General features: G+C 42.4%; 17 protein-coding genes. 11 read left to right on the top strand and 6 right to left on the bottom strand.

Annotated features, from left to right (window positions below):
- Positions 1–4 precede the first annotated feature (4 nt).
- Positions 5–1,147, bottom strand: coding sequence for an efflux RND transporter periplasmic adaptor subunit (locus ACFFGT_RS08845; RefSeq protein WP_377022160.1), 1,143 nt, complete (start codon positions 1,145–1,147; stop codon positions 5–7).
- Between the two features lie 116 nt (positions 1,148–1,263).
- A complete protein-coding gene (locus tag ACFFGT_RS08840; protein ID WP_377022159.1) occupies positions 1,264–1,665 on the bottom strand; it encodes a hypothetical protein in 402 nt (133 codons plus the stop codon).
- Between the two features lie 250 nt (positions 1,666–1,915).
- On the opposite strand from ACFFGT_RS08840, the gene ACFFGT_RS08835 reads away from it, so the two are divergent.
- From ACFFGT_RS08835 to ACFFGT_RS08790, 10 genes are all read left to right on the top strand, one after another.
- Positions 1,916–3,529: a Na+/H+ antiporter gene (locus ACFFGT_RS08835; protein WP_377022158.1), complete on the top strand. Its 1,614-nt coding sequence runs from the start codon at positions 1,916–1,918 to the stop codon at positions 3,527–3,529.
- Between the two features lie 85 nt (positions 3,530–3,614).
- Entirely contained in the window at positions 3,615–4,781 is a 1,167-nt protein-coding gene (locus ACFFGT_RS08830; RefSeq protein WP_377022157.1) for a TlpA family protein disulfide reductase, read from the top strand.
- Between the two features lie 117 nt (positions 4,782–4,898).
- Positions 4,899–6,242, top strand: a complete 1,344-nt coding sequence (locus ACFFGT_RS08825; protein WP_377022156.1) for a deoxyguanosinetriphosphate triphosphohydrolase — start codon at positions 4,899–4,901, stop codon at positions 6,240–6,242.
- 209 nt (positions 6,243–6,451) lie between these two features.
- A complete protein-coding gene (locus ACFFGT_RS08820) occupies positions 6,452–7,354 on the top strand; it encodes a helix-turn-helix domain-containing protein (RefSeq protein ID WP_377022155.1) in 903 nt (300 codons plus the stop codon).
- Between the two features lie 243 nt (positions 7,355–7,597).
- On the top strand, positions 7,598–8,185 hold the full coding sequence (locus ACFFGT_RS08815; protein ID WP_377022154.1) for a TetR/AcrR family transcriptional regulator: 588 nt from the start codon (positions 7,598–7,600) through the stop codon (positions 8,183–8,185).
- Between the two features lie 103 nt (positions 8,186–8,288).
- The gene (locus tag ACFFGT_RS08810; protein WP_377022153.1) at positions 8,289–9,461 is read left to right on the top strand and encodes an efflux RND transporter periplasmic adaptor subunit; all 1,173 of its coding nucleotides are present in this window, start codon (positions 8,289–8,291) and stop codon (positions 9,459–9,461) included.
- Positions 9,462–9,511: 50 nt separating this feature from the next.
- Entirely contained in the window at positions 9,512–12,670 is a 3,159-nt protein-coding gene (locus ACFFGT_RS08805; RefSeq protein ID WP_377022152.1) for an efflux RND transporter permease subunit, read from the top strand.
- Between the two features lie 36 nt (positions 12,671–12,706).
- Complete coding sequence (locus ACFFGT_RS08800; RefSeq protein WP_377022151.1) at positions 12,707–14,116, top strand: efflux transporter outer membrane subunit; 1,410 nt, start codon at positions 12,707–12,709, stop codon at positions 14,114–14,116.
- A 252-nt stretch (positions 14,117–14,368) separates the two neighbouring features.
- On the top strand, positions 14,369–14,968 hold the full coding sequence (locus tag ACFFGT_RS08795; RefSeq protein ID WP_377022150.1) for a TetR/AcrR family transcriptional regulator: 600 nt from the start codon (positions 14,369–14,371) through the stop codon (positions 14,966–14,968).
- A 15-nt stretch (positions 14,969–14,983) separates the two neighbouring features.
- The gene (locus tag ACFFGT_RS08790; RefSeq protein WP_377022149.1) at positions 14,984–15,580 is read left to right on the top strand and encodes a TetR/AcrR family transcriptional regulator; all 597 of its coding nucleotides are present in this window, start codon (positions 14,984–14,986) and stop codon (positions 15,578–15,580) included.
- A gap of 4 nt (positions 15,581–15,584) precedes the next feature.
- Here the strand turns inward: ACFFGT_RS08790 and rpiA are convergent, their stop codons facing one another.
- Together rpiA and ACFFGT_RS08780 are read right to left on the bottom strand one after the other, a co-directional pair.
- Positions 15,585–16,274 carry a ribose 5-phosphate isomerase A gene (gene rpiA / locus ACFFGT_RS08785; protein ID WP_377022148.1) on the bottom strand — a complete coding sequence of 230 codons (690 nt, stop codon included), beginning with the start codon at positions 16,272–16,274 and terminating at the stop codon, positions 15,585–15,587.
- A 245-nt stretch (positions 16,275–16,519) separates the two neighbouring features.
- Positions 16,520–18,265: a tetratricopeptide repeat protein gene (locus ACFFGT_RS08780; protein WP_377022147.1), complete on the bottom strand. Its 1,746-nt coding sequence runs from the start codon at positions 18,263–18,265 to the stop codon at positions 16,520–16,522.
- A 96-nt stretch (positions 18,266–18,361) separates the two neighbouring features.
- Between ACFFGT_RS08780 and ACFFGT_RS08775 the strand changes: the two genes are divergently transcribed.
- Positions 18,362–18,853 (top strand): cupin domain-containing protein, encoded by a 492-nt coding sequence (locus ACFFGT_RS08775; RefSeq protein ID WP_377022146.1) that lies wholly within the window; start codon positions 18,362–18,364, stop codon positions 18,851–18,853.
- Positions 18,854–18,887: 34 nt separating this feature from the next.
- Here ACFFGT_RS08775 and ACFFGT_RS08770 read toward each other — a convergent pair whose 3' ends face one another.
- Both ACFFGT_RS08770 and ACFFGT_RS08765 read right to left on the bottom strand, forming a co-directional pair.
- Positions 18,888–21,155 (bottom strand): tetratricopeptide repeat-containing sensor histidine kinase, encoded by a 2,268-nt coding sequence (locus ACFFGT_RS08770; RefSeq protein WP_377022145.1) that lies wholly within the window; start codon positions 21,153–21,155, stop codon positions 18,888–18,890.
- 363 nt (positions 21,156–21,518) lie between these two features.
- A complete protein-coding gene (locus tag ACFFGT_RS08765) occupies positions 21,519–22,427 on the bottom strand; it encodes a helix-turn-helix domain-containing protein (RefSeq protein ID WP_377022144.1) in 909 nt (302 codons plus the stop codon).
- Positions 22,428–22,561: the final 134 nt, after the last annotated feature.

Below are 22,561 nucleotides of genomic sequence, written 5' to 3'. Positions count from 1 at the left end.
ATGATTATTTCATGGCCAGTAAGGAGTCTTTTGCCAGTTTCCTTGGTTTAATGATCATGCCATCACGTACGTTCTGCGCCCCCTGGTACAAGATCCTGTCGCCTGCTTTTAAGCCGTCTTTCACTATATAGTAGGTTGAAAAACGGGTTTGCGGCGAAAAAGCACGCATGTGCAGTGTATTGTTCTTGTCAACTATGTATACGTAACTTTTATCCTGGATATCAAACACCGACTGCTGCGGTACCATGATCACGCTATCAGCTTTGGTTGAAATGAAAAGCTTACCCGTAGCACCATGCCTTAACAGCTTTTGCGGATTAGGGAACTTAGCCCTGAAATTGATAGAGCCGGTTTTTTGCTCAATTTCGGCCTCCACGGTTTCAATTTCACCTTCATATGGAAAATCCAGTCCGTCGGCAAGTACCAGTTTAACTTTGTCGCTGGTTTTGCCGGGTGCTGTCTGGCGTTTGCGTACATATTGCAGGTATTCATTTTCGGGGAAACTGAAGTATGCGTACATCGAGCTGATATCCGACAGGCTGGTAAGCAATGTACCTTCATCAATCAGGCTGCCTGCTTTAAGCGGGATCCTGTCGATAATGCCATCAAAAGGAGAGTGGATGTAAGTGTAAGCCAGCTGGTCTTCTGCGCTTTGTACCATGGAGCGCGCCTCTTCAATGGTCGCCTTGTCAGCATTCATTTTTGACTCGGCAACTTCCAGTTCCGATTTGGAGATTACGTTCTTGTTAACCAGTAACTTAACGCGGTCTACCTCAAGGGCGGTTGCCTTGGCGTCGGCCATGGCGTTGCTTAGTGCAGCCTTGGCTTTTGACAGGTTTACTTTAAATTCCTGATCGTTAAGTTTAAATAAAAGCTGGCCTTTTTTAACCTGCTTGCCTTCATCAACATATGTTTTTTCGAGGAAGCCGCGAACGCGTGAGCGGATCTCGATATTTTTTTGCGCCTGGATATCGGCAACATATGATTTTTGCAGAACAGTATCCTGCGTATTTAAAGTAAGTACAGGGAGTTGCAGGGTATCAGTAGCAGCAGCTTCGTTATTGGTTTTTGCTTTTGATGAGCAGCCCGTGACAAGTATACCGGCAGCCATGGCCAGTAAGGGTATATAAATGATGATCCTTTTCATTTTTTCCGGATAGATTAATAGGGCATAGCAGTGCATATCACGTACTGTTAGCCAATGTTAAATTTGATTTGTAAAACAGGGATTTGCCGCAAAGGGCATCTGGAACGGAAAAAGGATCAGAACGGACTGAGCCTGAAAAGGAAATTGTAATACGCAGGCAGGAAGCCTTTGATGGATTTATTTTGATTTTGTTGTTTTTCGACTATCGAAATAACATCTTCCAGTAAAAGCTGTTGACCGGGCAGTAATGCCGAAGAATAGTTAACGCGGCCGGGCAAAAAGCGGATGATGTTACGGGTATGGCTGGCTTCGTTGCTATCAGAATCGGGCGAATCGTCCTGTACTTCCTGTTGCTGAATTTGCCCTATGATCTTTTGATGGGTAAGGGAAATAGCATCGGCCGCAGGGCCCGATTTTTTGTAGTGGGTTAAAACTGATTCGGCGTTAGCAGGGGCTACAGCTATTGCAAGCTGAAAAAAAAATAATGCAAAGAATATTTTTTTTAACGTCGACGCCATGATTGCGAATTTACCAAAATATTTGAAGCTATTGAAATGATTTTGTATTTTTTTTAATATAAAATGACTTTATTTTTATTTTTTATCCCTGTTTTTTAGGATTTTATCTTTTTAGATCTAAATTTTTTCTTCAACAGCGCTTTTTGATGTTTTCATAACAGCTAAAACGATTATTTGTTCATGATTTCTTAATACTGCTTAATAAAACTGCCAGTAAACATTACTCAGCGAATAATTGTATTTTAGCTATATGCTGCATCATGTTATTATTCAATGTACCTGCCTGTTAGTAGTTATCCTTTTTGTGGTAATGCTGGCTCAAAAAATCAAAATAGCTTATCCCATATTACTGGTTTTAGTTGGCTTACCGCTTGGTTTCGTTCCCTTTTTAAAAGGTATCGAAATCCAGCCCGACCTGATCTTCGTGATCTTTTTACCTCCCTTGCTTTATGAATCGGCCTGGAATACTTCCTGGAAGGATTTCTGGAAATGGCGCAGGGTGATCACCAGCTTCGCGTTTTTGATCGTTATTTTAACCTCCTGCTTAATAGCCTTTGTTTCCAATAGCCTTATAGCGGGTTTTACCTTGCCGCTGGGCTTCCTGCTTGGGGGGATCATTTCGCCGCCTGATGCGGTATCAGCAAGCAGTATCCTGAAAAATATAAAAGTACCTAAACGGTTTATAGCCATTGTTGAGGGTGAAAGCCTCATGAACGATGCATCAAGTTTAGTGATATTCAGGTTTGCACTTGCGGCAGTGATTACCGGTAAATTTGCATTTGGGCAGGCTGCTTTAAGCTTTGTATTGGTTATTGTTATGGGGATTGTTATTGGCCTGGCTGTGGCCCTGGTGTTTTACGCCATCCACCGCTGGCTGCCAACTACAGCCAACATTGATATTATCCTAACGTTTGTTACACCTTATGCCATGTATATGGCTGCTGAAGAATTTCACTTTTCGGGAGTGCTGGCTGTAGTGAGCGGCGGATTGTTCCTGTCATCCCAAAGGCATGTAATATTAAATTATCGCAGCAGGCTGCAGGGCATTAACGTTTGGGAAACTGTAGCTTTTGTTTTAAACGGTTTTGTGTTTATACTGATAGGGCTGGAGTTTCCGGTACTTATAAAAGCACTTGGTCCCGATGGGCTTAAACCGGCAATAAACTATAGCTTGATCATAACAGGTGTGCTGATATTAGCCCGCTTAGCCAGTACCTATGGCGCCACCATATTTACCATGTTCATCAGCCGCTATATTACCACCGCCGACCCAAATCCCGGTTGGAAAACGCCATTACTGTTTGGATGGGCGGGCATGCGCGGTGTAGTTTCGCTTGCTGCCGCCCTGAGTATTCCCGAACTGTTGCCTTCGGGCGCGGCCTTTCCCCAACGAAATCTCATTCTGTTTATCACATTCGTGGTGATCATGTTTACCCTGGTTGTGCAAGGGCTTACTTTGCCCATATTGGTTAAGCTTGTAAATGTCCCCGACCATGATTATATAGGTTCGCCAGAACAGCAAAAGCAACTGGTTAGAAAGAAGTTATCCAAACTGGCTCTGCAAATACTTGAAGATAAATATACAGATCATTTAGCCGGTAATGATATGGTTAAGGCATTTAAGCTGAGGCTGAGTGCCGATATGGAACTCCTGAAGGATTGGGAGCAGGACAACAGCGAGCAACGTGCCGATTCTTTTTATCATGACTATCGCATGATCTTAAATGATGTTATGAATCAGCAGCGCGCCTTACTGCAAACACTTAATAAGAAAGAGAATATCAGCGACGATATTGTAAAGCAGCAATTGGATCTGCTCGATTTGGAAGAGGAAAAGTTCAGGCAGCATTTTGAGGTAGTATGACCTGAAAAATAACGGATTTAAACGGTTAAGAGAATAAGCTGTATTGGTTTGCGTTATAGCAATAACTTAAAACCTATTGCAAACAATGAACCTCACTATTAAAACACTTATCAAGATATCCATTTGCACCGTATTTGCTCTTCTGTATAACATAAATGTAAACGCCCAGGCTACTTTGGTTCAAAAAACCATTGACAAAATTAAAAGCTACAAAAACCTTAGCTACCAACACTTAAGCAAGGTAAAGGAATCTTTTACTAATGACACTTTAACCCGGCAAAGCAAAAATTTTATTTTAAAAGCACCTGATGACAAAACCTTAGGTTATCTGTACAGAACAGAAACATTAAATAAGGCCGGTAATTCAGTTTCGACGGAGTTTTATAATGGAAAGAACTTAATAAGAATTAATCAGGCAGACAGCACTTATTTAATAGATGAAATCAATGGTAAAGCTGTGATGGGCTTACTTACTGATTTAAATTGGATTAAAGATTTTGCAGTGAAACAATCATCTAAAATGGTGATAGCCAACGATACCATCATTAATGCCATTACCTGTTCGCATTTAATTATTAATTACCGCGATACTATTATTAATAATGAACATTTGTATACCCGTTTTCACTTATTTATTGATAAAGTTTCGGATATGCCTGTATATCTTATACGCAATGTAAGAAGTGCAGATATAGGAAATGCAGTAACAAACTATTATTCAAAAGATAGTTACTTTGACTATAAGTTCGATCAGAATGATATTAGTGTAGCCGATTGGGTTATTCCGAATGGGTTTCATGAAAAAATAGATGAACCAGAAATTCCTTTATTACCAGTGGGTTCTATTGCTCCGGATTTTGTTTTAGATGGAGTGGATGGGAAAAAGATCACATTATCAAAACTCAGGGGCAAGGTTGTATTGCTTGATTATTTTTTTGTCGGTTGTTATCCTTGTATGCTTTCTCTTAAACCGCTTAACAGCATTCATGAAAAGTATAAAAATCAAAATGTAGCTATAGTGAGTTTAACAGAACGTGATAATGAAAAGGTGGTTGCTGAATTTCGAAAAAATTACAATATAAAATATCCTATCTATGTAAATGGGCGCGATGCTGTTAAATCATATCATGTAAGAGGTTTTCCTACTTTTTATTTTATCGACAAAGAGGGAAAGATTGCGAATGTATTTGTTGGTTACGGTGATGATTTTGAAGAAAAGGTAACTTCAGTTATTGATAAACTATTAAAATAAATAGCCTGACATCGGCTCATATTGTCATAATATGATTTTCCTTAACCGCGGATTACTATCCCGTATTTGTTTCCGGTATAATGGCTACTTTTGCCGCTCTATACACATCATATCATAATGAACTGGGATAAATTATTATCGGCAAAACGCTGGGGTTACGAGGATAAATATATTGAAAACCATATCGATGCACGATCGGAATTTCAGAAGGATTATGACCGGATAATTTTTTCGTCACCTTTCAGAAGGCTGCAAAACAAAACCCAGGTATTCCCTCTGCCGGGGAGCGTTTTTGTACATAATCGCCTTACTCACAGTTTAGAGGTAGCGAGTGTGGGGCGCTCATTGGGCCGTATGCACTTTAACAGGATGCTTAAGGAAGATCCCGATGTAGAAAAAAAATATCCGCTTATCAGCGAAATCGGTAATATGATAGCGGCTGCTTGTTTGGCCCATGATTTGGGTAACCCAGCGTTCGGACACTCGGGCGAATCTGCTATATCGCATTATTTTGCTGAAGGAGACGGCAAAGAATATAAAAATACTGTTAGCCCTCAGCAATGGGAAGATCTGACGCATTTTGAAGGTAATGCCAATGCCTTAAGGTTATTAACGCATCCGTTTGCCGGTAAAGGCAGGGGCAGTCTGGCTTTAACCTATTCAACCATAGCCTCTATTGCAAAATATCCCTGTTCATCTGTAGCAGGGCATAAGAAGGGGGTAATTTATCGAAAGAAATATGGCTTCTTCGCCTCCGAGCAACAGGATTTTGAAAAGATAGCTAATGATTTGGGTTTGATCAGGGTAGAGGATAACGAACTTGTTTACAAAAGGCACCCATTGGTGTACCTGGTTGAGGCAGCAGATGATATTTGCTATAATGTTGTTGACCTGGAAGATGCCCATCGTCTTAAAATACTCTCCTATGAGGAAGTGAAAGAATTGCTGATGCCTTTGTGTACTATCCCCAGAATGGAGGAGCGATTGGAAGAGTTTGATGATACTGATGCTAAAGTGGGGTATTTGAGGGCAATAGCAATAAATACTTTGGTAAATCAATGTTCAAACCTGTTTTATGAGAAACAGGAAGAGATAATGAATGGTGATTTTAATTCTGCGCTGATGGACGCGATTGAAGAACCTCTCCGGTCGGCCATGAAAGCCATTGAAAATGTATCTGTAAAAAAGATCTACAACTACAGCTCGGTAGTGCAAAAAGAGGTAGCGGGTTATAAAGTAATGGGCGGTTTATTGGAAGAGTTTGTTCCCGCGTATTTAAAAAACAATTCAAAATATCATAGCAAACTGGTTGAACTGATCCCTAAACAGTTTTTAACCAAAGCTGATGACGATTATTCAAAGATCCAGACCATTCTTGATTTTGTTTCGGGCATGACCGATCTGTACGCTGTTGAACTTTTCAGGAAAATCAAGGGCATCTCGTTCCCGTCAATGAGCTGATACTTATAATTATCGGTTTGCCAAAATACAGGCGTCATTGCGAGGGACGAAGCAATCCCAAACTATACAGGGCTGACCTGCTTATAGGGGATTGCTTCGTTCCTCGAAATGACGCTTTTTTAATATTATAAATTCATATAAAACGTTTGAAACCCAAGCGTTATTCAATTTTATTCGCAAAATTATTTAAGGAGCATTATTATTGCCTTATGCCAAAAGAGATCCTGCCTGTACAGATGCATACGATGGAGCAATTACTTGCTCCGCTTGGTATTACAAGTCAGCATAAGGGGCTGTACGTTGCATCGTTCAATCCCGATCATATTGAGATGCCTATTCTGCATCCGTTTAGGTCAGATCATTTTTCTTTTACGCTGGTTCACGAAGGAGATTTCTCTATCAATGTAGGCCTTTTGGAGTATAAGGTAAAGGAGCATAACGTACTGATGGTAGCGCCTAACACTATTCGGCAGTTTCTAAATGTTTCTTCTGATTGCAGGCTTACATCGGTGATCTTTACATCGACATACTTATCCGCCACAAGCATCCATACTAAAAATGTAGAGGCGTTTGACTTTTTATCATCGCAGGTAAGTCCGCTGTTAGTTGCCGATGAAAAGGCAATGGCCCCGCTTAAATCAATCCTTGACATCATCGAAAGTAAAATAGACATACATGATGAGCTTGCTTTTCAGGATGAGGTATTATTGAGCCTGTTTACGGGCTTTATTTATGAGGTGAGCGCTTTGTACCAAAAGCAACAAAAAATAGGCGAAGTAAAAGGTACACGGAAAGAAGAACTAACTTTTCGGTTTTTGAAGATCCTTCCGCAATATTTTAAAGCAGAAAGGAGCGTGCAGGCCTATGCCGCCATGCTAAATATCACCCCTAAATACCTTTCGCAAACCGTAAAAGAGGTAACCGGTAAAACTGCGGGCGATTTTATTGATGAAATAGTAATAATGGAAGCAAAGGTGGCCTTAAACGATCCGTCGCTAACCATTGCCCAGGTTGCCGATTATCTGAACTTTGCCGATCAGTTTGTTTTTAGCAAGTTCTTCAAAAAACAATGCGGTATTAGCCCCAGTAAATACCGTCAAACTCCCTTATAATTAATACTTACACATTTTAGAAGTGCTGGTCGTAATTTTAATTACAAAGCGGCTATATGGTTGCAATAGCATAATTTAAATTACTATTCTGTTACAATCTTTTTATTGAAAACGACTTTTTGACATATTGCTCCATCCTTTAAACATTCTGCAAAAACGATAATTGAACCAACTTTGCCCCGTCATCAGATTTTTGATGCAGCCGGGCGTAATAATGTGCCCGGTTAAACACCAGGTTTATTTATGCCGATAAGGGATACAGGTGCCGAGCAATTAATTAAGGACACCGCCAAGCACATTTTTTTTGCCGAGGGCCGGCTCCATGCAAATACTCAGGATATTGCCGATGCCGCAGGAGTAAGTCGCACGCTGTTAAATTACTATTTCCGCACTAAGGATGTATTAATTGAACAGGTATTTAAGGAGGCGATGCTTGCTTTAACTACACGTCTTGATGCTGTTATGGCATCAGACCTTCCGTTTAAAAAAAAGATCGAAAACTTTATTGAACTGTTTTTAACTGAAGCCAACACTTATCCTTACCAGGAAACCTTCCTGATCACCGAGATCAACTCAAATGCCTGTAAGTATACGGACGAAATTAAGCCTCATCAGGTCAGTATGTTTCTTGAGCAGATCAGCGCAGAGATGGAAGCCGGAAATATCGCACCCATGAACCCGATGCATTTTGTGCTGAACCTGTTTTCGCTGATGTCATACCCGCTAATCATGAGCCCCATATATAAAAAGGCGTTCGGACTAAGCAGTGAAAGTTATGCCTGTCTCATTAACGAGCGAAAAAAGATTATCTGCAAAATGATTTTCCAATAAAAAATTTACCCTGTGATTAACGCAATTGTCAAACAAAATAATTAACACATAACCTGAAATGCCTTTTATATCAATTCAATCAAATAGCTACAAGTTTATATTTATGAAAAATACAGCTCAACTGCTAACCGGCTTTGGGGCCGCCTTAATTTTATTGTCGTCATGCGGCGGTGGTCAAAACCAGGGCGGCGCTATGGCTGCGGGAGCTCCCCAGCCGCCACAAAGCTACCCGGTTCTAAAAATCAGTTTACACGATGCCACCCTAAACAGCGAATACCCGGCTACACTTCAGGGACAGCAAAATATCGAGATCCGCCCCAAGGTTGACGGTTATGTTGATCAAATCTATATTGACGAGGGTAGCGTGGTAAAAAAAGGCCAGTTACTGTTCAAACTCAGTGCGCCGCAATATGCGCAGGAAGTAAATACCGCTAATGCAGCCATCGCCAGTGCTGAAGCTGACGTGAGCGCGGCCGAATTGCAGGTTAATAAAACCAAACCACTGGTAGAAAAAGACATCATCAGCCATTATGAGCTTGAATCGGCCGAGTATACGCTAAAAGCGCGCAAAGCCGCCCTCGCCCAGGCAAAAGCCAGTTTGGCCAACGCCAAAACCAATTTGGGTTACACCGTTATCACCAGCCCGGTTGATGGCGTGGTAGGCGCTATCCCTTATAAGTTAGGAAGCCTGATCACCAGTTCAACCGCACAGCCTTTAACAACAGTATCAAATATCGGTAAGGTATATGCCTACTTCGCCCTCAATGAAAAGCAATTGCTTGATTTTTCAAGAACAGTAAAAGGCAGCACCATGAACCAAAAATTGGCCAATACGCCGCCTGTTTCACTGGTATTGCCGGATGGCAGCACTTATGCTGAAAAAGGTAAGGTTGAAACCATCAGCGGTTTAATTAATACCGAAACTGGGTCGGCAAGTTACAGGGCAACATTCCCTAATCCTGTCGGCCTGATCCGCAGCGGCGGTAGCGCTACGATACAAATCCCGCAAACAATTAAAGATGCGGTGCTGATACCTCAAAAAGCTACCTACGAATTGCAGGGCAAACATTTTGTTTACCTGGTTGATAGCAAAGGAGCAGTTAAAAATACCGAGGTAAACGTTATGGACCTTACCGCAGGCCAATATTATGTGGTTACTGATGGCCTCAAAGCCGGCGACACCATTGTTACCGACGGTGCAGGCAGTTTGAAAGACGGTATGGTTATCAAGCCGGAAGCTCAGGAGAGCGCCGCAGTATACAAGGATCTAAAATAATTTTCAAAGCATCTGCCGGGGATCTTTTTCCTGACATCAATATAAACAATATGTTACGTACATTCATTGAAAGACCAGTACTATCTACCGTAATATCGGTAATTATAGTAATACTGGGTATCCTGGGCCTTACAACCTTGCCCATATCCGAATACCCCGATATAGCGCCGCCTACGGTGCAGGTATCAGCATCATACCAGGGTGCCAATGCCGAAGTGGTGATGAAAAGCGTTATTGTACCGCTTGAAGAACAAATCAACGGCGTAGAGAAAATGACCTACATGACCTCTACCGCAAGTAATGATGGCAGTGCAGTTATCACGGTATATTTCAAACAAGGTACCGATCCTGATCTGGCGGCAGTTAACGTGCAGAACAGGGTATCAAAAGCCACCAGCTTACTCCCTGCAGAAGTTACAAAGGCCGGTGTTACCACCAGCAAACGACAAAGCAGTATGGTGATGGTATTTACCCTGGCGAGTGACAATAAAAGCTATGACGAGAAATTTCTGCAAAATTATGCCAACATTAACCTGCTGCCGCAGATCAAGCGTATCAATGGTGTAGGCGAGGCGTCATCATTCGGTATACAGGATTACTCCATGCGTATCTGGTTGAAGCCTGATGTAATGGCCACATATGGCCTTGTGCCCGATGACGTGAACAACGCCCTTGCCGAGCAGAATATTGAGGCTGCGCCGGGTAAAGTTGGAGAAAACGATAACCAGTCGTTCCAATACGTGTTGAAGTACAAAGGCAGGCTTACAAGCGTGCCCGAGTTTGAAAACATCGTGATCCGCTCATCAACCAAGGGGCAACTATTACGCCTGAAGGATATTGCACGGGTAGAGCTTGGTGCGCAAAGTTATGCCAACGCTACTACCATGAATGGCAAACCTGCAGTAGCTATAGCCATTTACCAAACGGCGGGTTCAAACGCGCATGAGTTAATTAAAAACTGCGAACAAACCATTGAGGCTGCTTCAAAAACGTTCCCTACGGGCATTAGCTATACTTCTCTTTTTAGCGTTAACGACTTTTTAGATGCCTCGATAGAAAAAGTAGTACATACGCTGATTGAAGCCTTTATACTGGTGTTTATCGTAGTATTCGTATTTCTTCAGGATTTCCGTTCAACGCTGATCCCGGCTATTGCAGTGCCTGTGGCCATTGTTGGTACATTCTTCTTTCTGCAATTGTTTGGCTTTACCATTAACCTGCTTACGCTGTTTGCCATGGTGCTGGCTATTGGTATTGTGGTAGATGATGCCATTGTGGTGGTCGAGGCAGTACATGCCAAGCTGGATCATGGTGCCAAATCTGCAAAAGCAGCTACCATCAGCGCCATGAATGATATCAGCGGGGCTATCGTATCTATCACGCTGGTAATGGCGGCGGTGTTTATCCCGGTTTCGTTCATTACCGGCTCAACCGGGGTGTTTTACAAACAGTTTGGTTTAACGCTTGCTATCGCGATCTTAATATCAGCAGTAAACGCTTTAACATTAAGCCCGGCATTATGTGCGTTGTTATTAAAGCCCCATCCCGAGGGAGAGCATCATAAAACAGGTCTTTTACAGCGGTTTTATACGGCTTTCAATACCAGCTTTGATACGCTTACCCGTAAGTATAAAAAATCGGTTGGCTTTCTTGCTGCTAAAAAATGGATTGCTATTGCGGGGATCGCAGTTTTTGGTTTGATTTTCTGGTTCCTGCTTAAAACAACCCCATCGGGTTTTGTGCCTAATGAAGATCAGGGATTTATTATTGGCGATGTATCGTTGCCTCCTGCTTCATCATTGGAGCGTACCACCCAGGTTATCGACCAGGTATCGGGCATGATAAGGTCCCTGCCCGAGGTGGAGTCGACGATCAGGGTTGCCGGTCAGGGGATCTTGAGCGGTGCGGGCGGCTCATACGGCCTGATCATGATCAAACTGAAACCCTGGGAAAAACGTACTGCCAAGGGAACGGATATTAACACAGTTATCGGTAAACTTTTTGGCATGACAGCCAGCGTTAAAGGTGCTACCGTTCTGTTTTTTGCTCCGCCAACCTTACAAGGCTTTGGTAACAGCAGCGGTTTCGAGTTCCAGGTGCAGGATAAAACCGGGGGCGACATTGTAAAATTTGCCGAAATAAACGGTAAATTCCTTGGTGCATTGAACCAGCGTCCCGAAATCCAATATGCGTCTACCTTCTTTAATACCAACTTCCCGCAATTTTTGGTTGATGTTAACGTGGCTAAATGTAAGGATGCGGGTATTACCGTAAACTCGGTATTGAGCGCTTTGCAGGGATATTTCGGTGGTGTTTATGCGTCTAACTTTAACGAGTTTGGCAAGCAATACCGCGTAATGATCCAGGCCGATGCCGCTTACAGGGGCACCACCGGCAGCCTGAACAATATGTATGTGCGCAATGCCAATAATACCATGGCGCCTATATCTGAGTTTGTTACACTGAAGCGGGTTTACGGTCCGGAGTCTATCAACCGCTTTAACTTGTTTACTTCTATTTCGGTAACAGGGGCGCCAAAACCTGGCTTCAGTACCGGTGATGCTATTAAAGCTATACAAGAGGTTGGTGCCAAAACATTGCCTGCCGGTTACGGATTTGAGTTTTCAGGCCTTACCCGCGAGGAGATTTCCAGCGGCAGCCAAACTATTTTCATATTCTTGTTGTGTTTGGTGTTCGTGTACTTTTTATTGAGTGCCCAATACGAAAGCTATATCCTGCCCTTTGCGGTATTGCTTTCACTGCCGATTGGTTTGGCCGGTGCCTTCATCTTCGCCAGGATCTTCGGGATTGAAAATAATATCTACCTGCAAATCACCCTCATCATGCTTATTGGTCTGTTGGCCAAAAACGCCATCCTGATAGTTGAGTTTGCTGTAGCGCGCAGGCGTAACGGCGAAAGTATTGTGCAGGCAGCTATCGACGGTTCAGTTGCCCGTTTAAGGCCTATTTTGATGACCTCCTTTGCCTTTATCCTGGGCTTGGTGCCCCTGATGCTTGCCTCCGGAGCAGGTGCCGAGGGTAACCGTTCGATAGGTACAGGTGCTGTAGGAGGGATGCTGATTGGTACCATATTCGGTGTGTTTGTGATCCCGGTGCTGTTCATCATTTTCCAATCACTGCAGGAACGCATAAGCGGCAAACCACCGGTTGGAGAAGAAATTGAGGTTGAAGCAGAAACAGTGGCCTAAGGGCCAAATTTTTAAGAAACAATAAAGAAGCATAAAATGATCTATTCATATAAACGACAAATATTGGCTACGCTGGCAGCAACGGCGGTATTTGCCTCGTGTGTTACAAAAAAATACCAGCAGCCGGTAGTAAATACCGATAAGCTGTACCGGGATACCACCATCAGCGATAGTACATCAATGGCTAACATGCCGGTAAACCAGCTTTTTTCTGATACAGTGTTGGTAAACCTGATCCAGGAAGGCCTGCGCGAAAACCTCGATCTGAAAACGGCTGTACAGCGTATTAATGAGGCCCAGGCAACATTTAACCAGAGTAAGGCAGCATATCTGCCAAGCCTGGAAGGAAGCGCATCTGCCACAAGGGCAAAAACATCGGCAGCAAGTTTAAACTTCCCGCCAGAGTTTGCGAGCTCATTTAACCTGAAAACAACCACTTACCAGGCAGCTCTGAATACCAGTTGGGAAGCCGATATCTGGGGTAAATTGAGCAGTGCCAAAAGAGCGGCACTGGCTGATTTATTAAAAAGTGATGCGGCTAAAAGGGCTGTACAAACTCAACTGATAGCCGATATAGCAAACGCTTATTATAACCTGTTGGCGCTCGATCAGCAATTGGCAATCACGCAGCAAACGCTTACCATAAGGGTAAAAGATGTAGAAACTGTAAAAGCCCTGAAAGAAGGCGCGGTTGTAAATGGCGCGGCTGTTGTACAAAGCGAGGCTAACCGTTATGCTGCAGAGGTTACTATTCCCGATCTTAAACAAAGTATCCGAGAAGCTGAGAATGCTTTAAGTATTTTATTGGCAAGGGCTCCGGGCATCATCAAACGTACAACTCTGAACGAACAAAGACCTGTAGCAGACCTAAAAACTGGTATTCCCTCACAATTATTGAAAAATCGCCCGGATGTGCAGGAGGCTGAGTTTGCATTTAGGAGTGCTTTTGAAAATACCAACCTGGCGCGTACTTATTTCTATCCGCAGCTTACCATTACCGGGCAGGCAGGCTTGTCGACTTTACAGCTGAAGAACTTTTTTGATCATTCCATATTTTACAACTTTGTTGGTGGCATTACGCAGCCTATCTTCAACAAAGGGCAAAACAGGGCACGTTTAAGAACGGCGCAGGCCCAGCAACTGGAAGCTTATTATACCTATCAAAAATCGTTGCTGACAGCAGGGCAGGAGGTAACCAACGCGCTGTTCTCTTATCAAAATGCTATTGAAAAGCAAGGCTCCAGGGCTAAGCAGTTACAGGCGCTTGAAAAATCGGTTGATTATACCAAGGAGTTGCTGCGTTACAGCTCGGCTACAAATTATACCGATGTTTTAACTTCCGAACAAAGCCTGCTTGCTGCCCAGTTAAGCGGCGTTAATGACCGTTTGCAGGAGCTGCAATCCATAGTTAACCTTTATCGCGCTTTGGGCGGCGGCTGGAAATAAACAGTATTTAATTCCCCTATTAATAGTGAAAGCCCGGTTTGCAATTCAGCAGCCGGGCTTTTTTATTGTCGTGGTGATTTTGACATATTTTGAAGTTGTTTAAACATTTATTATCTATGCCAACTAATTGATATTTATATAAACCTGTTACAATACCATCACCTATAAACTGCATTAATACTTTAATTGCAGTTAATTGTTTGTTAATGAATTATTTAAATTAAATTCTGCTTGTAATGGAGAGGTTAAAACATGGGAAGTAAAGAACGGATATTACGGCAAAAGGACGATACCCGCCGAAAAATACTGGACGCAGCGCTGGATATGATTAAATGTGATGGTTGTGATGCGTTAAGTATGCGAAAGCTTGCCGATCATATCGAATATACAGCCCCCGCCATTTACGAGTATTTTGAAAACAAGGAAGCTTTATACATTGAGCTTGCCCGTAAGGGGCACATGAAGCTGGCCGCAATGGTAAAAGTAGCAAAAGAAGCACATAGCGAAGCCCTGGAACAAATGGAGGCTATGTGGCTGGCTTATTGGAATTTTGCAGGTACATATAAGGAGCTTTACCAGCTTATGTTTTCTGTTGGCACCGGCTGCAGCCCGGTAGAAAACCAGATAGCCGAAGCAATAGTTTTTCCGCAAATGGTTTCGGAAGTGATACGTGTATTATATTTGCCCCGGGAAGTAAGTGACGAAGAAGTGCAAAGAAAATATTATACCTATTGGTCGGTGATTCATGGGTTGATAGCTATTAATATGATCCAGCTTACCCGTGATGAAAATATGAACAGGCAGATCCTGCAGGATGCCATCCGGGGGATTGCCGCTTCGATAACTTTGTAATGAAAAGAGATAGAGATGATTGATAAGGATCGGCTTTTAACCGGGACCGAGGAGCTTTTTCTTGAAGCGGGAATAAAAAGCATTACCATGGATGATATTGCCCGGCACCTGGGCATCTCCAAAAAAACAATATATCAGCATTTCAGGGATAAAAATGAGCTTGTTACCGCACTGGTAAAAAAGCGTCTTGCCGATGATGAGGCAATGCTTTGCGCTATCATCAGTGATGCGGGCAATATGATAGATGAAATGATGGAGCTAACGAGGTGTACAGGTGAGATCTTTTCACGGATGAACCCTGCCGTAATGTACGATTTGCAAAAGTACCATTATGAAGGCTGGGGACTGTACCTGAAGTTTAAAACAGGTTTCCTGGTAAACATCATTGAGAAGCTTTTAAAAAAAGGTATTGCACAAGGTTATATCCGTCCCGAAATTGATGCAAGGATAATAGCCATTATGCGGGTTAACCAAATTGAGCTTGGCTTTAACTCTTCCGTATATCCTCATACCGGGTTTAATTTATGGGATGTTCAGCTGCAGCTTTTAAACCATTTTAATTATGGCGTTTGTACCATAAAAGGTATAACAGTTTTAAATAACGCTGGTTAACCGCTTATCGCTGAGGCATTATAGTCCGGATGCCATTTTCGCCTGCAATAACTGCCCTTGTTGCTATCTGGTAAAATAAAGAATGTTCAACAACACCCGGTATCATTTTAACAAGCGTATTTAATTTTGCCGGTTGGGGCAGTTCAGTAAATTGTACATCAACCAGCATATTGCCGTTGTCTGATATCAGGGCGCCGTCTTTTTGTGTGCTCATGCGCTGGGTAAGCGTGGCTTGCGGAAATAAGGCAGCCAGTTTTGCAAGTACAATTTGTAAAGCCTGCGGCATGATCTCAATAACCAGCGGATATGTTGCATTAAGCTGAGGACTGAATTTCCCTTCATCGCCCAGCAAAATAAATTCCTGTGCCATTGAAGCCAGTATCTTTTCGGTAGTGTGGATGCCGCCGCCGCTTTTCAGTGCATTTAGCTCACTGTCAAACTGATCGCAGCCATCAAAGTAGATGTCGAGCTTATTGAGCAGGGCGGGCGATTGAATCCGCAAGCCGTATTTGCTTAACAGCTGTGTTGTTTTAAATGATGATGAGGTAAATGTTAATGAAGCAGCAAGCTCCTGGTTTTGGGCTAACATATTAACCAAATGAGCTATTGTGCTTCCGGCCCCAAGGCCAATAGTTTGATTGGGGGCTATCAAGGTTAAAGCGGCTTTTGCTGCTTCCAGTTTATAATCCATCATGGCGCTAAGATACAGCACCAGCCGCTAATAACCCTGGTCAATTTATGTTTTTAGTCGTCTATGCCCTCCCACAAATGCCGGTTGTTCAGGGCTGTTATTGCCTGTGTTTTCATGTTGTTATTTATTAAAATGATTAATTTATTCATCCTTAATAATGCAGACGAATCAAAACCGGGAACATTTTAAAACAATGTTATTTTTTATTTCCCGGGTAGGCGTTATCAACCATGAAATGTAAACACACATCAAAATACAGGCTTATCAATCGCTATATCCTTTATTTTCCAGGCGGTTTTTAATTGTTGTTTTACTTTATTTAAAGCTATGGTATTGCTTGTGTTTTGATAGGCCAGTTGAAGCCCGGTTAATGCCCAGCCATTGTTGGGATTAATTACCAGGTCTTTATTTAATACAGCTATAGCCTCATTGTACCTGCCTGCTTTTAACAAAGCATTGCCAAGATAATGCCTTGCGGGCAGTGGCCAGTCACGGGGTTCATTATAGATCAGGTTATCTTCTGCAGTAACGGCTTTTTGTAAAATATTAATGGCTGCATTGTGCTTTTTTTCGGCAGCGGCAATACAGCCTTGTAATATAAGGCGGGCGACTCCTGCAGATTCGTAGGCGCTGCTGAAATTATCTATCGGTGCTTTTAATGACGGGTCCTGCATTTTGGTTTCCAGCAATTTGAGCTCATGCCTGGCATTTGTAGCATTGTCTTTGCTGCACCATGCCAACCCTTTCGAAAAATGCAGCAATACCGATGCATAAACAAGTGTATCAACAGGTTTGATATTTAAAATATCCGCCCATTTACCAAAGCGGACTGCGGTTAACACCGGCTGCATATAAACGTACTGGAAAAAATTACCATCGGCACCCTTAGCGCCTAAATAATAAGGCGTTATCGTTGCCCTCACGTCGTAAGCGGCGCTGAGCGCTGTTTGGTAATTGCCGGCCATTTGTGCACAATTTACTTTTAGGTGGATGTTGTGGATCTTATATAAAATATCTCCGTTTACTACAGGGCTATACTGTTTCAGGTAATTATTAAAACCTGCAACGGCCGCGGTATTATTTGTAATACCCTGTTCATAATTACCGGTACGGATGTAAATATGCGAAGGCATATGGGTTATGTGTGATACCTGCGGCATCAGGGTATCCAATAAATGTGCGCTCTTCAAAGCCATTTGCGGTGTTGCGGAAGCCTCCATGGTATGGATATAAAAATGATTAGCTCCGGGGTGTTTTGGATAAATAGCTATGGCCTGTTCTAAAAGGGAACGGATTTGAGGGGTCCAGGGTTTGGGTTTAAAATCATGCGTATACAGGTCCCAGGGATGGAGTAGCAGCAATGCATCGGCATACAAGGTTAATACTTCGGCATTTTTAGGATGCTTTAAATATACCACCTGCATGGCATCGGCATAATTAGTTCTTAGCTGCTTTACTGTAACAGTACTATCCTTGCTGTAGCGTTGCTGCATGGCCGTAATAAGTTCCTTTTCGAGCGGAGTGCAGTTGGGGCTTAGTTTTTTACTTTTTTCAGAAGCTTCATAAGCGTCGGCAGGAGGGGCATAGCCGTTAGGGTAATTAATAGTAGGCCCCATAGCCAACGACTTTCCATACCAGGCCATTGCGCATTCTGGATCAAAACGGGTAGCTTTGATAAAAGATGCTATTGCTTCGATAGAATGAAAAGCATAATACATGCTTATGCCCTGGTTAAAATAAAATTGTGCACTATCTGATGTGGTGGTAATTTTCCATTGGTAATTGCCCCAACCCTTTAATGCCGGGATATCCGGAATACTATCCGCACCATTGTATACAAAACCACAAACTACAGCCCGTTTAACTGTGCCTTTATACAGGAATGCCGATGATGTTGAAGTGTTTTTTTGATAACGGTAATAAAAGGACTGCGCCGTAAAAAAGACTATAGTCAATGCAAAAATGCTTTTTATTAATCGGATGTTATTTTTCATTGCGGTTTATTTAATAGGCATATGCAATTTAAGATTTTTATAAACTAATGCAGCCAATATTGGTTAGGTTAGTATACACATTAACAGGCTTTTATAATGACACACAATATCATAACCGTAAACGAAAATGAGGGCCAAACACTTGCTGTGGTTGGCGATGCTTACCGGATCATTATTTCGGGTAAGCAAACAGGTGGCGCTTATGCTGTAATTGATATGCTGGTACCGCCGGGTGGTGGGCCCGGGCCGCATGCCCATGACGGGATCCAGGAATCGTTTTATGTAATTGAGGGTGAGATTGAATTTAAAACTGAAGGAGGGCCGTATACTGCAAAAAAAGGTTCTTTTGTAAATATCCCAAAAGGCGGGGAGGTACATTGTTTCAAAAATACAGGTAATACAATTGCCCACATGCTGTGCACGGTTATCCCTTCAGGACTGGATGAGTTTTTTGAGACAATAGGGACCCCGGTTGCAGCAGGAACGTTTTTGCCCCCGCCTGTTTTAACTGAAGAAGATTTGGCCAGGTTGAAATCTGCAGCGGAAAAATATGGTCAAAAGCTGTATCCACCCGATTACCTGGGATAAAATAATTACCATTCAAAAGGTTAAATTGTAATTATCAGAGTGTACTGAAATAATCCTTTTCTTCAAAAACTTCCACCCGGTTTTGTTCAATAGGAAAAGTTATCATTAGTGTAACACCATGACTGTTTTCAACTGCAAATTTCCCCTTTAGCTGTTTACCAAGTGCTTTCATCATTTCCATGCCCAGGGAGTTAGCTTCATTAAAATCAAAATCGGGTGGGAGGCCCCGGCCGGTATCGGATACTTTTAAAATAGCCTGACCATTATCGGATACAAACAGGCTCACCAGGATCTCTCCGCCATCAGGGTCAAAAGCGTACTTTATAGCATTGGTGATCGCTTCGTTCAAGATCAAACCAATAGGCACAGCAATGGCCGGATCAAGGCTCAGTGGATCTAATACCTGCCTTATTTTAATATGCCGGAAACTTGTATCAAATGAATCGCTCAGGTAATCAATTAATTCGGCAATATAGGCCGGCATGGATACAAGAGCTGCGGTGGCCCCGCTGTAAAGTTTCTGGTGCAGGAGCGCAATAGCATTTACCCGGTGCTGGCTGCCGCGAATGGCTTCAAGGGCAACATCATTTTGTAAATAGGCCGACTGCGTATTCAGAATGCTCATTACAATTTGCAGGTTGTTTTTTACACGGTGGTGCACTTCTTTCAACAGCCATTCTTTTTGTTGCAGCAGGTCTTCCAGCAGGGTGTTTTTGGATGTGATCACTTCATTATTCTTTTGCTTATGTACATTTTGCCTGAATAATAAAATGGCTATGATCAGCAATAAAAATATAGCGCCGATAGTAAGGTTTTTAACCAGGTTAGCCTGCCGTAAATTGGCCTGCTCAAGCGTGCTCTTTTGGTTTAAAAGCGCGATTGTTTCTTCTTTTTGCTGCGTTTCATATTCAATTTGCAGCTGCTCTATTTGTTTACTTTTGGTGCTGTTAAAAATAGAGTCTTTAATGGTATTGGCTGATATAAGGTGGTAAATAGCCGATTGATACTGCCGCCGGGAGGTATCCAGGTGAAACCAAAGAATTTCATTAGTGCCAAGATCATTGTCATTGCCAATTTTTTGCAATAGATTTTGGTTCAGCTTGAGATATTTTAGTGCTTCAGCGAATCCGGCGGTTGCGGTGTAATACTTTATGATCAGTTCATAGTAGCTGCTCCGGGCATATGTATTAAGGTTAGGGTTGTTAGTTCGGCGGACCAACTCATCGCAGTAGTGTTTAGCTATATCATACTGTTTTAATGCCAGGTAAATTTTAAGATAGGTTTGACTTACCTCATCACCTCCTTCATATAATTTTCCGGAAGGATATATAAATTTTTGAGTTATCTGAGTTAAAAAAGTTTTGGCTTTTAGAGGTTGGTTCATCCGGAGGTAAACATCAACTATATTGCCCGCAAGCAGGTATATGGTTGCATTGTCTTTTTCGGTTTTAGCAATTTCCAAAGCGCGTGAAAAATAAGTGATAGCCTTTTTGTTATCACCAAGCTTTATAAAATCATAGCCCAGGTTGTTATTGATCTGGCATATTAGCCTTACATTGTCTGCACTGCTTGCCGTGGCAATTTTGAGGGCTTTAAATTCATAATCTATCGCCTTTCTATAATCGCCTTGGGTATAATAAAGCCTGCCCAGTAAAGCATAAAGCCCTTGTGTTTCTGTATAATGTGCCTGCTTGTAGTAGGTTAATGCTTTTCTTGCTTCGGCAAAGGCCATGGTGTAGTTATTCATCATCTGGTGCAGGTCGGCTAATAACCGGTAGCACCTTGCAAGCTCAACCAAATGGTTTGTACGTTCAAAAGCGTTGACAGCCTGGTTCAGAAAATAAATGCGGGAAACCATTGTTTGCTGCAGGAAATCCTGGCTATAATATTCTGATAGCTCAAAATAAGCTTTACCAAGCAACGGCCAGTTGCGCGCCTGCTTGATTTTCTGTATGGTTTGTTCAAGTAACACCCTGCCGCTTTTTAGCTCACCTTTTGATTTATAAAACGCAGAACGGATCAATGCAATGCGAAAGTTAGCTTCCGCTTGCGGAAAGCGGTGATTAAGTTGTTCGGCCTGATTGATAAAGTAAGAGGCACTATCTAATTGCGCGGGGGTAGGGTGGCGCAGATGAGCGAAAAACTCCGCGAGTTGTAATACCGACGAGAGCCGAACGGCAGCAGAACCTGTGGCTTCCTTTTGTAAAAGCAAAGAATCAGCATGGCGCCGGGTGATTTCCTGCGCCCTTACTGAAATGATGCAAAGGAAACAGGGTATAATCAGTTTGCACTTTCGTATCATATCAGCTCTTCTCGTTTTCGGTTGAGAGCTTGTATGCATCAATCTTTTTTTAAAATTAAGTATATTCAAGTGTATCTGCTAATTTTAAGCAATACTATTTGCTGTAATTTATTAATAATCAATTGTTTTTAATCGAGGTTGAGTTTTATTGCAGGGGTACAGCAAGCCGGCAACAAAAACTTTTAACATATATTGAGTGATAGCTAAATCAGTTTTAAATGCCTTACTTTTAAAATTGAATGTTTAGCATGGCCCCGTCAATGTATTAGGTATAGTTATTAATGTGCAAATTAACGATGCAATGATAGCTGATTTATGATAATAGCGATTTGATAATGACTGTTGGTTGTAATTTATCATTTATTAGTTATTTGACAGCCGGGATAAGGCAGGAGAAATACCTGTATGTTTTTTAAAAAAATTGGTGAAGTAAGCAGGTTCTTCAAACCCAAGCCCGGCGGCAATCTGGGCAATACTCCAGTCGGTATGTTTCAATAAGGCCTGTGCCTCCTTCAAAATGCGCACAGAGATATGCCGGCTGGTTGTTTGGCCGGTAATTTCTTTAACCGAGCGGTTTAGGTGGTTGGTATGTACGGCCAGGCAGCTTGCAAAATCATTGGCTGTTTTTAGTTTAAGATATTGGCCGGGCGAATCAATAGGAAACTGCCTTTCCAGTAATTCCAGAAACTGGTTGGTGATCCTCGCCGGGGCATTTGTATTGTTTTCGGCAGGGGCTAAAGGGCTTATTTTTAAAGCCTCGTGCATCAGGATCCGCAGGTAATTGCGGAGCAGGTCGTATTTACCTGGATATTCGGAATCCATTTCTTCCATCATTTTTTGTAACAGGGCCGACAAAAAATCCTGCTGACTTTCGGTAAGAAAAACAATATGACCGCCGCCGGCTTTAAACAAAGGGAAATCCTTTACTGCATTTTGGGCGTCGCCTGATTCTATAAAAGCTTGTGTAAACAGGCAGAACCAGCCGCTTTGCGGCCCCGTACTGCATTCCCAGGAAGATGTTACAGACGGGCTGGAAAACACAAGGGCAGGCTTGTTCACTACTACCTCTTTATCGGTATAATGCATTTTTCCGTCGCCGATAACGAGTGCTATTTTGTAAAAATCGCGACGGGTAAACGGGGTGCGCACCATACAGGGCTTACGCATAAACACATTAAAGTGTCCCTGCCCGGTATTGTTTTCGGCAAATGTTTTTTGATTGTCTACAGGATGGCGCCTGTAAAATTCTTCAAGCGTTTCGATTGTTTGCATTAACGAAGTTAATGTTTATTTGATTATTATAAATATTTATGACTTTTTAATGATTAATAAAACTTCCATTGTTTGAATTGTATAAATTCCTGTTTGAATACTATAAGCCCTTGCGCAATGAGTGAAGGTACTTT

Origin of the sequence: Mucilaginibacter angelicae (assembly GCF_042434235.1) — a bacterium.
Taxonomy (GTDB): domain Bacteria; phylum Bacteroidota; class Bacteroidia; order Sphingobacteriales; family Sphingobacteriaceae; genus Mucilaginibacter; species Mucilaginibacter angelicae.
Note: the sequence above shows the minus strand (reverse complement) of the source record. Positions and strands in the feature narration are given on the sequence as shown.